The sequence below is a fragment of the Marinobacter sp. AC-23 genome (assembly GCF_001858325.1).
GTDB lineage: Bacteria > Pseudomonadota > Gammaproteobacteria > Pseudomonadales > Oleiphilaceae > Marinobacter.
Genome location: NZ_MBPP01000003.1, coordinates 1 through 13750 on the forward strand (window position 1 = coordinate 1; position 13750 = coordinate 13750).

Annotated in this window: 14 protein-coding genes; 11 read left to right on the top strand and 3 right to left on the bottom strand. The window is 54.6% G+C overall.

The features are described from left to right. The 8 genes from BCA33_RS02705 to BCA33_RS02735 form a co-directional block, all read left to right on the top strand. On the top strand, window positions 1-522 hold a 522-nt coding region (locus BCA33_RS02705), incomplete at its 5' end, for a glutathione S-transferase family protein (protein ID WP_071263314.1). Between the two features lie 98 nt (window positions 523-620). Further along, window positions 621-1598, top strand: a complete 978-nt coding sequence (locus BCA33_RS02710; RefSeq protein WP_071263316.1) for a sterol desaturase family protein — start codon at window positions 621-623, stop codon at window positions 1596-1598. Continuing rightward, window positions 1561-2298: an alpha/beta fold hydrolase gene (locus tag BCA33_RS02715; protein WP_254774127.1), complete on the top strand. Its 738-nt coding sequence runs from the start codon at window positions 1561-1563 to the stop codon at window positions 2296-2298. The genes BCA33_RS02710 and BCA33_RS02715 overlap by 38 nt, the downstream gene beginning before the upstream one ends. Window positions 2299-2303: 5 nt before the next feature. After that, the gene (locus BCA33_RS21180; protein ID WP_254774128.1) at window positions 2304-2477 is read left to right on the top strand and encodes a hypothetical protein; all 174 of its coding nucleotides are present in this window, start codon (window positions 2304-2306) and stop codon (window positions 2475-2477) included. After that, the gene (modA, locus tag BCA33_RS02720) at window positions 2470-3228 is read left to right on the top strand and encodes a molybdate ABC transporter substrate-binding protein (protein WP_071263318.1); all 759 of its coding nucleotides are present in this window, start codon (window positions 2470-2472) and stop codon (window positions 3226-3228) included. Before BCA33_RS21180 ends, modA begins: the two co-directional genes overlap by 8 nt. A 20-nt stretch (window positions 3229-3248) precedes the next feature. After that, entirely contained in the window at window positions 3249-3926 is a 678-nt protein-coding gene (modB, locus tag BCA33_RS02725; protein WP_071263320.1) for a molybdate ABC transporter permease subunit, read from the top strand. Continuing rightward, on the top strand, window positions 3926-5023 hold the full coding sequence (gene modC / locus BCA33_RS02730; protein ID WP_071263321.1) for a molybdenum ABC transporter ATP-binding protein: 1098 nt from the start codon (window positions 3926-3928) through the stop codon (window positions 5021-5023). The genes modB and modC overlap by 1 nt, the downstream gene beginning before the upstream one ends. Before the next feature lie 101 nt (window positions 5024-5124). After that, on the top strand, window positions 5125-5997 hold the full coding sequence (locus BCA33_RS02735) for an alpha/beta fold hydrolase (protein ID WP_071263323.1): 873 nt from the start codon (window positions 5125-5127) through the stop codon (window positions 5995-5997). Here the strand turns inward: BCA33_RS02735 and crp are convergent. After that, on the bottom strand, window positions 5994-6635 hold the full coding sequence (gene crp / locus BCA33_RS02740; protein WP_071263324.1) for a cAMP-activated global transcriptional regulator CRP: 642 nt from the start codon (window positions 6633-6635) through the stop codon (window positions 5994-5996). The genes BCA33_RS02735 and crp overlap by 4 nt on opposite strands. Window positions 6636-6902: 267 nt before the next feature. Here crp and BCA33_RS02745 point away from each other — a divergent pair, with 267 nt between their 5' ends. Together BCA33_RS02745 and speD are read left to right on the top strand one after the other, a co-directional pair. After that, window positions 6903-7325 (top strand): OsmC family protein, encoded by a 423-nt coding sequence (locus tag BCA33_RS02745; RefSeq protein ID WP_071263326.1) that lies wholly within the window; start codon window positions 6903-6905, stop codon window positions 7323-7325. A gap of 170 nt (window positions 7326-7495) precedes the next feature. Then, on the top strand, window positions 7496-8290 hold the full coding sequence (speD, locus tag BCA33_RS02750; protein WP_071263328.1) for an adenosylmethionine decarboxylase: 795 nt from the start codon (window positions 7496-7498) through the stop codon (window positions 8288-8290). A 15-nt stretch (window positions 8291-8305) separates the two neighbouring features. Here speD and BCA33_RS02755 read toward each other — a convergent pair whose 3' ends face one another. Together BCA33_RS02755 and BCA33_RS02760 are read right to left on the bottom strand one after the other, a co-directional pair. After that, complete coding sequence (locus tag BCA33_RS02755) at window positions 8306-9172, bottom strand: phosphoribulokinase (protein ID WP_071263330.1); 867 nt, start codon at window positions 9170-9172, stop codon at window positions 8306-8308. 40 nt (window positions 9173-9212) lie between these two features. Next, complete coding sequence (locus BCA33_RS02760; protein WP_071263332.1) at window positions 9213-13010, bottom strand: DUF1631 family protein; 3798 nt, start codon at window positions 13008-13010, stop codon at window positions 9213-9215. Window positions 13011-13326: 316 nt separating this feature from the next. On the opposite strand from BCA33_RS02760, the gene BCA33_RS22640 reads away from it, so the two are divergent. After that, complete coding sequence (locus BCA33_RS22640; RefSeq protein WP_368087206.1) at window positions 13327-13728, top strand: aminopeptidase; 402 nt, start codon at window positions 13327-13329, stop codon at window positions 13726-13728. The last annotated feature ends 22 nt before the right edge of the window (window positions 13729-13750 follow it).

Genomic DNA, 13750 nt, shown 5'->3' on the forward strand with positions numbered 1-13750 from the left:
GATAGAATCTTCCCTGACAAGCCTCTTACGCCGCTGGATGAAGCTACAAAGACTCAAGCCCTGGCATGGGAGAAGCGCCTGGATGAAGAGGCAGGCCCCGCTGTTCGCTGTTATTCCTATCACCATTTCCTGCAGCGCCCGAAAATTGTGGTGCCACTGCTTACTGCGGGCACGCCCTTTTACAATCGTATTCTGCTTAGCCTGACGTTCAGTCGAGTAAATGAAGTTATGCGGAAATGGATGAAGATCAACGAGAAAACCGCCGAAGAATCCCGGAAAGTTATGGAAGACTTGCTCATCGAGCTGGCGGAAGCGTACAGCCAGCAGCCATTTCTGGCGGGCAAGTCGTTCTCTCGCGCAGACCTGTCAGCCGCTGCGCTTTTCGCACCGCTATTCCAGCCAGAAGCCTACCCGGTACCCTGGCCAAAGCCGGCGCGAATTCCCAAGGAAATACAAACCTGGCTCACCCAGTGGCAGCCGCAGCTGCAGGTGCTCAATAAAATATACACTGACTACCGGTAGCCCTGTGGCGTAAATCGCTACTTATGATGGCGTAATACGACTGCCCCGCCCCGAAAGTTCGTGCCAAGATACAGCGGCATCTAAAAAGGGGGAGCCGTATGTCACTAACGAACATGATGTTAGCTGTACTTGAGGAAAGTGGCTTGCTGGCTCTCTGGCAGGCAGTGTCGCCATGGCTGGCGCTGGATGAGCGACAACTTATATTTGTTATTGCAACACCGGTTTTTCTTGCAGTAACCGCTTTTGAATACCTGAAAATACGGCACAACCCGAAGCTGATGGATGCCCGGGAAGCCATCCGGAACTTTACCTTGGGCGCGGGCTACCAAGCCACCGAACTACTGTTTGCCGGCATCATTGCCTTTCCGGTTTACGCACTGTGCTACCACTACCGTCTTTTTGAGCTGGAGCTGAACTGGCTCACCGGCTTACTTACCTTCCTGGGCGTGGATTTTTGCTTCTACTGGATGCACCGCGCCAGCCACCGCGTGCGTTGGTTCTGGGCCGCCCACGTGGTTCATCATTCCTCCGAGCGGATGAACTTCTCCACAGCGATGCGCCAGAACGCCACCAACATATTCAATGGGGGCTGGGCCTTTTATCTGCCCATGGCTCTGCTGGGCTTTAATCCGGTATGGATAGGCATCACCTACGCACTGTCTCTGGTCTATCAGTTCTTTGTTCACACCACTTTGGTCACGCAGCTGCCAAGCTGGGTCGAACAGGTATTCAACACCCCGAGCCACCATCGTGTTCATCATGGCCGTAACCCGGGTTATATTGATCGTAATTTTGGCGGCACCCTGATTATCTGGGATCGCGCATTTGGAACCTTTACCGGTGAAGACGCCAGAAAACCTGTTGAATACGGCATTACCCGCCCGGCACCTTCCAACAACCTGTTTGTACTCTGGACTCACGAATACGTGGATCTGTTCCGCGACATGGCCCGCCCGGGTACACTAGTGTCACGGTTAAGCCACCTTTGGAAACCGCCCGAGTGGGTGCGCCCGGCCCCACCTGCTTCCGGATCACAACATGCAAGAGCAGCTCTTAAGCCTGAACAGCCAGAATAACCACGCTATAACAGGCTCAATTTTTTGCCCAAATACGCCTCGTTCAGCCCTGGTAATCTCCCATGGCATGGCGGAACACGCCGGGCGCTATGAAAATTTCGCACGCTGGTTGGCCGATCGCAATATTGCCGTTGTTACCTTTAATCATCGGGGCCACGGCCCTGAATGCCCGCCAGACCAGCTTGGCCATTACAGTGATGCTGGCGGCTGGGGAAAGGTGGTCGACGATCTGAACCGAGTGCTAATCGATACCCGGGAACGCTTCCCTGACATTCCTCTGGTTTTGCTTGGGCACAGCATGGGCTCGTTCATAGCCCAGAGCTGCGCACAACAGCATCCCGGCTCGCTTGACTGCCTGATACTCAGCGCCACCAATCGCATTCCTCACCCCCAGCTACGTGCATCCAAAGCGTTGATTGGCGGCATTAGGTGGCTATACGGCACTCACCACAGAAGCCCAACCATTGCCAGAATGACCTTTGGCAAGTTCAACCGCCTGTTCCGCCCCAACCGAACCGACTGCGACTGGCTCAGCCGGGATACTGCCCAAGTCGACCAATATGTGTCGGACCCGCTTTGTGGATTCGAATGCACCACAGGGCTGTGGCACGATTTCATTCAGGGTATGCTTACGATTAAGCCTTCGAGCTGGCGCAAGGATCTCCCGTTCACCTGTTTTCCGGCTCAGACGACCCGGTAGGGGAAATGGGCAAAGGTGTCACCCGACACTTTCAGGGTATTCGTAAGGTCGGCGTCCAGGAGACAAGTCTGCGATTGTTTAAAGCCGGCCGACACGAGATGCTGAATGAAACCAATACTGAAGAAGTCCGAGAGCATGTGTTATCGCTGCTTGCCACGGGTAATAAACTTGATGCTTGAGAAATGTCCCCAATTAGCTCGCCTGTGCCTACTGCTGGTATTCAGCAACATGGCTCACGCCGCCGATGTTCGCATTGCGGTGGCCGCCAACTTTACCGATGCTGCCCGTGACCTGATTACCGCCTTTTCTGACGTTACCGGGCTGGAAGCTGTTGCGAGCTATGGCTCCACTGGCAAGTTGTACGCACAAATTGACAACGGCGCTCCGTTTGACGTGTTTCTTGCCGCCGACAGTCGCCGCCCGGAGCTGCTTGAGGAGAACAGCCAAGGCGTGACGGGTACTCGGTTCACCTATGCCCGAGGGAAACTGGCGCTTTGGAGCCCGGTACCCGGAACGTTTGAAGATCCAAAGACCTGGCTTGAATCCGGCGAGTTTGCGCGCTTGGCAATTGCGAACCCCAAAACCGCGCCATACGGCTTCGCGGCTCAGGAAGTGCTCACCGAACTTGGTGTCTGGGAATCGTTGCAGAGCCGTTTGGTGCGTGGCGACTCCATTGCCCAAACCTTTCAGTTTGTCGCCACCACCAACGCTCAGTCTGGCTTTGTCGCGCTCTCGCAGGTGCGTGCCTGGGATGAGAAAGGCGGCTCTCTCTGGATGATTCCGCAATCCTACTATTCCCCCATCAACCAACAAGCTATCCTCCTGAGCCGCAGCGAAAATAAAAACGCTGCTCGCCAATGGCTTGAGTTTCTGCGCAGCGACAAAGCCACGGGAATTATTGAGAAATTTGGGTATGAAACCGAACACTGAGACGTAACCCGGCCGACACCATGGATATATATTGGGAGCCAGTGTGGCTCACCCTGAAACTTGCAGGCTTTACCACCGCCATATTGTTGGTGCTGGGAACACCCATCGCCTGGTGGCTCGCACGCAGTAATCACTGGATAAGACAACCTGTTGCGGCGATTGTCGCGCTCCCATTGGTGCTGCCGCCCACGGTTCTCGGGTTTTACCTTCTGGTACTGATGGGACCAAAAGGTATGGTTGGCCAACTCACCGAGCAGCTGGGACTGGGTTTATTGCCGTTCACTTTCGAGGGTTTGGTGATTGCATCGGTCATCTACTCCCTGCCGTTTACCGTTCAGCCTTTGCAAAATGCGTTTGGATCCATCAACCAACAGTTTCTTGAGGTCGCGTCTACGCTCCGGGCCTCACCCAGGGATCGCTTTTTCTCCATCGTACTTCCTTTGGCCCGGCCGGGGTTTCTCACTGCCGGTGTGCTCACCTTTGCCCATACCATTGGCGAGTTTGGTGTTGTGCTGATGATCGGCGGCAACATACCCGGTGAAACCAAGGTGCTCTCGGTAGCCATTTACGACCATGTAGAATCCCTTGAATACACTCAGGCCCACTGGCTGGCTGCGGGCATGGTTGTTTTCTCCTTCGTGGTGCTTGTAACTCTCTATTCCCTCAACGGTCGGCTCCAATCCGGGCTGGTGAAATAATGGCGACAACCGGCATACAGGCACGCTTCGCCTGCAGCGTTGGGGCATTTACACTGAATGTCGACTTGGACCTACCAGGTAGCGGGCTCACCGCACTGTTCGGTCACTCGGGCTGCGGCAAAACAACGCTGCTGCGCTGCATGGCGGGCTTGCAAGCTGCTGACGGAGTCATGCGTGTTAATGGTGATGAATGGCAGAGTGAGAGTGAGGGTGCGAGTAAGAGCAGCAGCCGCCCTGTTCACAAGCGGCCTCTTGCATATGTGTTTCAGGAAACCAGCCTGTTCCCCCACCTGTCGGTAAAACGCAATCTGATGTACGGGTACAGGCGCATTCCGCAAAGCGAGCGCCAGGTATCCTTCGATAAGGCCGTTGAATGGCTGGGGCTCCCCCACCTGCTAGAACGCATGCCGGAGAAACTCTCGGGCGGTGAACGCCAGCGGGTCGCGATTGCCCGCGCTTTGCTAACCAGCCCCAAGCTTTTACTGTTGGACGAACCCCTGTCTGCACTCGATCACAACAGCAAACAGGAAATAATGCCTTACCTTGAAGCCCTGCGCGACAACCTTGCCATACCCATGCTCTATGTTTCCCACTCCACCGCGGAAGTTGCACGGTTAGCAGACCACATTGTGATGATGGACAAGGGGCGAGTAGTTGCCCAGGGCCCTTTGCAACAGATCATGGCGCGCACGGACCAACCCTTTGGGCTTGAGGAAGACGCTGGCGTGATCATTGATGCCACTCTTTCAGAGCGTGATGAGCGATGGCATCTGTGGCGCGCGGATTTCGCAGGAGGCCACCTCTGGCTGCGTGCTGATCGCGGTTTGGCAATAGGGCAACACATTCGGCTACAAGTGCTCGCACGAGATATCAGCCTGGCCCTGAGCAAACAGACTGACCAAAGCATCCAGAACCTACTGCCCGCGACCGTAGATGAAGTCGCCCCAGAGGTCAGCCCGGGAACCTCCATGGTGCGACTGCTGGCAGGACGAACCCCTTTTCTCTCACGCCTTACGACTCGGTCCGTGCACACCCTGGCCATTGAACCCGGACAGCAAGTCTGGATGCAGGTTAAATCGGTCGCCATTGTCGACTGATCAACCAGACCGGCTTCTGGCCCTTTTGGCCACAGCCACTCCAGATTCAGAACGGTAAGCTTCTTTGCATAAACCGTTCAACTCCTGATCACGGGCCTGCAATGACGTTCAGTACTCACCGTGTCACCAGCGGAAAAATCTCCCTGCATGCTGTGACCGAAGGGAATCCAGAGGGCATACCTCTGGTTCTGGTTCACGGTTACCCCGACAACCATCGCGTTTGGGACAAAGTAGTTGACGCTCTGGCGCCAGATTTCTTTCTCGTGCGCTACGACGTCCGAGGTGCTGGCCTTTCCGACAAGCCGGTTCGCACGCGAGACTACCGGTTATCGCTTCTAGCTGGGGATCTCGAAGCGGTCGTGGATCAGTTATTGCCGGGCCGCCGGTTTCATATACTCGCCCACGATTGGGGCTCAATACAGAGCTGGGAGTCTGTGGGCTCCGGCCCACTGCAGGCGCGCATTCTTTCCTTTACGTCTATTTCTGGCCCCTGTCTCGATCATGTCGGGGCCTGGTTAAGGGTGCAGGCTTCAAAACTAACCGGTGGCGGTTCAGCCAAGGTTGCCAAGCAACTACTTAGATCCTGGTACGTTTTTTTGTTTCAATTACCAATCATACCGGAAGCCGTTTGGCGCCTGGGCCTTGATAAGCAATGGCCAATCTTACTGCAGAAACGGGAGGGGGTTAAAGATGCCTGCTTCAGCGGTTTACAAAAGGATGACGGGCGTTTTGGCGTGCAATTGTACCGGGCTAACTTCCTGCCCCGTCTGCTCAGGCCGCAACCAAGGTTCGCAATCTGCCCGGTGCAGTTAATCATTCTGAAGCAAGATAACTATGTGGGCGCAGACTTGTTCGTCCAGCTCAGCCAGTGGGCGGGCAAACTTACACGGGAGCAGATAAATGCACCGCACTGGGCGCCTCTTACAGAGCCAGACGCCGTTGCTAGTGCGGTACGCAGCTTTATCCGCCCTTAGCGAGTCCCGTAAACCACCATGGTTTTACCTTTCACCATAACAAGCCCTTGGTCTTCCAGGGTTTTAAGCACCCGGCCAACCATTTCGCGAGAGCAGCCTACAATGCGGCCAATTTCCTGACGGGTAATCTTGATCTGCATGCCATCCGGATGTGTCATGGCGTCTGGCTCTTTGCATAAATCCAGCAACGTACGAGCCACACGACCGGTTACATCCAAAAATGCCAGGTCGCCAACTTTACGGGTAGTCTGGCGTAGCCGTGAGGCCATCTGTTCGCCAATAAAGTAAAGAACCCCAAGATCCTGCTGGGCAATTTCCCGGAATTTTGGGTAGCTGATTTCAGCCACTTCACATTCGATTTTAGCCTTCACCCAGGCACTGCGGGAATCCATATTGTCGAACAGCCCCATCTCGCCAAAAAAGTCTCCGGCATTGAGATAGGCCATGATCATCTCACGGCCATCATCGTCTTCGATGATAACCGTGACAGAGCCCTTAACGATGTAAAAGAGGGAATCGCTCTTGTCACCTGCGTAAATAATGGTGCTCTTAGCCGGATACCGGCGGCGATGACACTGCGAAAGAAAATAGTCGAGATGCTTGGTTTTTTGCTCAACCGGCTTGACGATAGTGGCCATAGTGCGAGTCGTGCCTCCTCAAATACTGGCGGGTTCCGATGTTTGTTGTTCACCCGGCTTTCCCTGCGGGTTCGTTTGTTTTTGCTACAAAACAGAGCAACTTATAGCAAGAAGGCCTGCTTCGAGCAACTGGAAACAGTATACAAGATGTATCCCGGACATGTGCCGCCAACTGTCAGGCAACCCAGGTTGTGCTAGCATTCTGCCCCATCCGTTTATTTCCGGGCTGGCCAACACCCGCCCCTGTACAACAGGAGAACACCCTTCATGAAAGCAACCGTCGACTGGACAGGCAACGCCAGCTTCCGGGTTACCAGCGGCACCGGGCACTCTGTACAGCTGGATGGACCACCCGATCACGGCGGCGAAAACTTGGGGCCCCGCCCCATGGAAATGCTGCTCATGGGTCTTGGGGGCTGCTCATCTTTTGATGTGATGAGCATCCTGAAAAAGAGCCGCCAAGAGGTCACCGCGTGCCACGCCGAACTGGAAGCCGAGCGGGCAGATGCCGTGCCTTCGGTATTCACAAAGATCCATCTTCATTTCGTGGTAACCGGCCACAACCTAAAGGAAAGCCAAGTGAAGCGCGCCGTAAGCTTGTCTGCCGAGAAGTACTGCTCTGCTTCGATCATGCTAGAAAAAGCAGGCGTGAAAATCAGCCACAGCCACGAAATCCGCATCGCGGATTAAGCCTTGCTCACAGCACTATTCAATACCCGATGGGGCGTGCATAATACCGCCCTTTCTCCGCCGGCCTGCGCGAAAGGTGAACAACCTGGTCAGTAGTCGGTGGCGGCCTCCGCAGAGCGTGAAATTGCCGCTCTGCCGTCATTCATTTCCACAAATCGGAGGGGCTGAGCATGGAACCAAAACTCCAGTTGCACGGTTTCAACAACCTGACCAAATCCCTGAGCTTCAATATCTACGACATCTGTTACGCGCAGACCGAAGAGCAGCGCGAAGGCTATATTGATTATATCGACGAGATGTATAACGCCGAACGTCTTACCCAGATCCTGACCGATGTGGTCAAGATCATCGGCGCTAATGTTCTCAATATTGCCCGTCAGGATTACGAGCCCCATGGGGCATCGGTTACCATGCTCATAGCCGAACATGAGTTGGCCAGAGGTGAAGAGCCAGACAACGAAGAGTCACCCGGCCCGCTTCCCGATACCATTGTGGCTCACCTGGACAAGAGCCATGTGACAGTGCACACCTATCCGGAAAGCCACCCCCATGAAGGCATCAGCACCTTTCGCGCCGACATTGACGTGTCCACCTGCGGCCTGATTTCGCCGTTGAAGGTGTTGAACTACCTGATTCACAGTTTCGATTCCGATGTGGTTACGGTTGATTACCGAGTGCGCGGTTTTACCCGCGATGTAGACGGCACAAAGCATTACATTGACCACGATATCAATTCGATCCAGAACTATCTGACCGAAGATACGCAGAACGCTTACCAGATGATCGATGTGAATGTTTACCAGGAAAATCTCTTTCATACCAAAATGATGGTGAAAGAGTTCAACCTCGATAACCATGTATTCGGCGAGAATGCCGAGGACTTGGACCCTGAGGTTGCTCAGTCTATAGAAGACCGCCTGAAGCGCGAAAAGCTGGAGATTTTTTACTCCCGTAACATGGAATAACGCTGCCCGAAAAAATCAGGCAAACGCTTTTTGTGCGATCAGGCGCTGCACCATGGGCCTTACAATCAGATCCATGGCCAGCGCCATTTTTGGCCCTGGAATGACCAGAGTGTCGTGGCGTGACAAGGTACTGTTTGGTATTGCTTGCAGCAGGTAGGAAAAATCTACTTCAGAGGCATCCCGGAAGCGGATCACCAGCATGCTTTCATCTTCCGTAGGCACATCCCGGACCACAAACGGGTTGGACGTGTCCACCAGAGGAATACGCTGGAAGTTGATATGGGTATGTGAAAACTGCGGCACAATATCGTGAACATAATCATCCATTCGATTGATGATCGTTGCGACCACGGCTTCCTGACTGTAACCCCGCTGATGGGTATCCCGGTGTATTTTCTGGATCCACTCCAGGTTTACGATGGGCACCACACCAATGAGCAAATCCACATACTGAGCAATATTATACTGCTCACTTACAATCGCCCCGTGCAGGCCTTCATAAAATAGAAGGTCCGTATTTGGTTGCAACGCCCCCCAAGCTGTAAATGTGCCTGGTTTGTGCCCCTCAGCTTGCAGGCCTCGATCCTCGTCGTGAACATACTGGCGATACCGGCCATTTCCGGAATGGCCGTAGTCATAAAACAGCGCTTCCAGCTTATCGATATGGTTGGCCGCCAAAGCAAAATGGTTACGCTCACCAAACTGTCCTTTGGCGGCCAGGCGCGCCATTTGCTCACGGTTATAGCGGTGAAAACTGTCACCACTGACCATGGCTGCTGTCAGCTCTTCATTAGCAAACATGCGTCGAAAAATCTGCCCGGTGGTGCTTGTGCCGGCACCAGATGAGCCGGTAACCGCAATAATAGGGTGTCGTTTTGACATAAATGAAGCACGCCAGAAGTTGGATGAAAAACGAAAAAGATCAGGTAAGACTGTCGAGCGAACGGGGCTTCTCGATCACAAAACCCTGAGCGTAATCCACTCCCAGCTGCCTCAGTGTGTCCAGAACGTCGCGGGATTCAACCTGGCCAGCAATCACTTCTCGATCCATGTAGTGCGCCATATCCACCATGGACTGCACCATGGTTCGATCGGTTTCGCTGGTACTGAGCTGGCTTGTAAAGGCACTGTCAATGCGGATCAGGTCAACCGGAAGCGAGCGCATGAATTCAAACGAACTGGGGCCGCTACCGAAGTTCCCGAGGCAAAATCTGCACCCCAGCTCTTTCATCTCGATGATAAAGTCTGCCACTGCCTGCACGTCGTTTATTGCCGAAGCTTCAGTTATTTCAAACCATAACCGTTCGATGGGCGCGTCTTTCTCGCTCAGTTTTTCGTAGATATACTCAAGCAGAGACTGATCGTTCAGGGAATAACCCGAAAGGTTAATACACACGCCACCCAAGTGTCGGGGATCCGGCGCCTGCACCCGTAACCAGTCCAGCATATGCCCCACCACCCAACGATCGACAGCCTGCATACGGTCATACCGCTCGGCCATGCGAACAAAATCCCGGCCTGTAATCAGCACGCCGGCATCGTCGTACATGCTAATCAGCACTTCGTACTGAGGCGCCATTGTAGTGCGACTGTGCAACGGTATAATTTTCTGGCAACGCAACAACATGCGCTCTTCATCCAGGTCGCCCAGGCTGGCAACCTTGGCAGCTATCTGCTCCTGGCGGGCCTGGTCATCGGCCCCCAGAGAGTACTCTGCCACCTTGCCATGCCCTTTGTGCCTGGCAACACCCAGAGCTTCTTCAGACGCCCTTAACCAGCGCTCAGCGCTGACCAGGCCAGGTAGTTCAGGCACAACCCCAACACTGGCAGACAACCGGTAGCTACGGCCGTCATAAACAAATTCGGCTGCTTCTACAGCAGTAATCAGATTGCGTGCCACATCATTTGCGTTTTCAGCCGGCACAAGCATGCCAAACTCATTCCCTGCAAGTCTTGCCAAAGGCATTCCGTCACCGACAAGGCCTCGCAGCACATCAGCCACACGCTTGAGTGCGTCGTCACCGGCCTGGTAGCCAGCGGTGTCATTCAGCAAGCGGAATTTACGCAAATCCAGCCTAAGCAAAGAGCGCTCATCTTCGCGCCGTGCCAGCTGCTGATCGAGCATGCGCTCAAATTCACGACGGCCAAGAAGACCGGTCAGTTCGTCGTGGGTAGAGGCCCAGGATAACTGGTCGTAGACCTTACGCACCATGCGGTCGATGCTTTCATCCACCAACGGGCGCTCGTACTGACTATCGGGCACGATGATGCCCTTACGCATCTGCCGCGCCAGGGCCTCCAGTTCAAGCTCCACCACTCGCATGCCTTGGTGGTTTACAAACACAAACCGGCTGAACCCTCGGGCTACCCAAACCAGCCGGATATATTGCGGCTCATCAGGTTTTTCCTGATCCCGCAGCCAGTCGCCCGTACGCAGCCTCTGGGCACGGTTTACCCAACGCTGCAGGCTGCGCTGCTCGCGCTCTGACAGCGATTGCTTAAGACCTTTGGCTGGCTGCACCTTAGGCATGGCAACCATTTCTGCCGGACTCTCCGGGCTGCGCACCAAAAACTGCTTGAGCTCGTCGCGTATCTGAGAGGACGGCATATGATTGCTGGAAATAGACGCCAGCCCATCCTGAATAACCCGCAGTAACTCCGGCAAGTTCACTGTGCTGTCTCGGTCTGCTGCAAACGCCAGTAAGGAGTCAATCACAGCCAGATAATCCTGCCAGATTTGGCTGTCAGGCCCTTGGCGGATCCAGGTCAGCGACAACAGATCCCGCCAACCTCCGTCTAGCAGGCTAAGAACAGCTTTGGGAATGCTACGCCCTGCCAGCTTCCGGTTCAGTACCTCTGCAACCGCCGTCTTGGACTCGGCGACTTTCTGGGCGCCTTCTGCAGCGGCAGTTACCCGCTCAACGTTGCGTCGGTACACCAGGTTCTGGCGGTCAATCAAGCCATCGAGCTCCTGAACCGTTTGCTCGAAAACCCCGGTATCCTGCTCAAACTCTGTCGCTATGCGCTGGATAAGCTCATCAATGCGTCGCTGAACGACAGGGTTCAGGCGCCCACCCTTAACGCCAAGCTGGGCCAGCCGATTCATCACACCCCGAACCGGGCTGTTCTTATCATCAAAAAATGCGGGGTCGCGCATCACAACTTTCAAAACCGGAACTTCAAGTTGGCGCATCCGCTTTTGGGCGTATTCGCTGAGTTTCGGGCTGTCAGTAATAGAGTTGAAAAATTGATCTACCACGTCCAGCGTACCTTGCTGCTCCTCATCGAGCTTTTTAGCACCACCGGCACGGACTTTCCCAACCACTCGCTCCCTTAACGGGATAACATTGCTTTCCGTATCAACGGGTTCTGCCTGCAGCTGCTGAAGTTCGCGTTGTAACTCGCCAGAAGACATTGGCTGGGCATTAACGGGAAAGGGTGCAGGCTCGGAATCACCTCGCGCTGCGCGGCTGACCGCAAGCGTCCCAAGCAAGTTTCGTACGGTTGCAAACGCTGTATGTGCAGCTTGGGCATAGTTCCGAAACTCACTGCCGGCGCGCGTCTTGTCGACACCTTTATCCCGGCTTGCGGAAGGTTCCGTCGGCGCACCTGCCCCGCCAGGGTGCGGCTGTTCTGGTTCCGCTGGCGCTGGCGCGGACGTTGAGTCACCCTCGTGTTTGGCGGGTGGGGCCTGGCTTGATGCCGGCTTGTTCTGCGAGCTGTCAGAGGTTTGCTCACTCAGATACTTGCTGAGATCCAGCTCCGGCAACACGCCATGGCGAATCAGGATATTGTTTAATTCCTGGTAGAGTGGGCCCAGGTGATGTAGAACCGATTGTTCAAATACCTTTAGGCAGATTTTCTCTACCTCTCTGGAGGCCTTGAGCTGGCTTAGCCCGGCATGGAACGCTTCGCACACAAGCGACGGGCCAAGCGGGTTGTGATGCCCGGTTGCGTTGGCAATGCCCAGCTTATCCAGACGTAGCTTGAGCTGCAGCAGCTCTTTCCGGTACTGGGTGTCGGCCTTTGTGACCATAACCCGGATTGTCAGCCAGTCTTCGAATTCCCCCTTGTCTACAACGGATAGCTCCGAACCGGGAAAACCTTTTGGGGCCGGCTTGAGAGGAGATTCAAGGCTGCGAGCGATTTGGTGCCAGATGACACGCTGGCGGGCCTGGATCTGACACGAGTAGTCCATTAGTTCATTTGCTTGCTGGTCGTTCGTAGCCTTCTGCGCCGCCTCTTTAAGCGTGGAGGCCATTTGCGCAAAGCAGGCATCCATCAGCGGCTCTATATGCTGGACAACCGCGCGCGCAGACTGGTGCAGAACAAACTGCACACGTTCACTCGGCGCGCGCAACGAGGCGCGTTCCTGATTACTAGAGCCGCCACACTGCTGCAGCATCGCAGCAACAGCTTCCGGGTTGGTACGCGTAAAGTTAACACCCATGGCGCCGTCAATGCGCCGGGCAATACTCACGTGAAGCTCGTGCCGGCGCTTTCCGTCTGCACTCCGGAAACGCACAATGAACTCAGGTGGCGTAGCGAACGCAAAAGCCTGATCAAGCTTGCGGGATGTTTCACCGGAATAGCGGACAAAAATCCCCTCGGCACAAAAATCCGCAATCTGGCAGGGCCAGGATTCGCCTGTACCCAAATCAACCTGAGCAGCAAGTTTGATCGGTTTCCGCGGGCTTTGTCGACGTTCTCTCGGATCCATGAACTACCTAACATTGCGCAAAGTTGCAGGGATCGAGGTTAGGCCTGCTAGCAACTAACGCCCCTGAATATAATATAGTGCACTGTCACCTGCGGTTATAAGAAAAGGCGGTGCTTACACGTGCAATCTTGAGTGTACTATAGCGACCAGTTATGAACACAGTTCCAGCAAGGCCCCAACATAGTAGCCTATGAAACAGCTTAGTCAGATATATACAGTTTTACTACTGATAACACTGCTGAGTGGGTGCAGCACCTTCAATTACTACACTCAAGCCATTCGCGGCCACCTCGCCTTGACGATGGCAGGCAAACCAGTGGACAGATTTATAGCCAGCGAAACGACATCCCCTGAACTGCGCCACAAACTTATACTTTCGCGCCAGGCCCGGCACTTTGCAGACAGGCGCCTAGGACTGGCTCCGGGAGACGCATTTACAGACTACGTGGCACTTGACCACCCATGGGTGGTGGTTAGCCTTGTGGCAGTGCCAGAGTTTTCTCTGCAACCACACCAGTGGTGTTACCCGATTCTTGGCTGCCAAGCCTACCGAGGGTATTTTCATCTTGAAGATGCCCAGCGAGAGGAGCAGCGCTTCCTGACCAAAGGCTATGATACGTTTATCGGCGGTGTCACGGCCTACTCTACACTGGGCTGGTTTGACGATCCGCTTCACTCCGGCTTTACCAATCTCGACAATGATCCCATGGTAGCCTGATATTCCACGAACTGGCTCACCG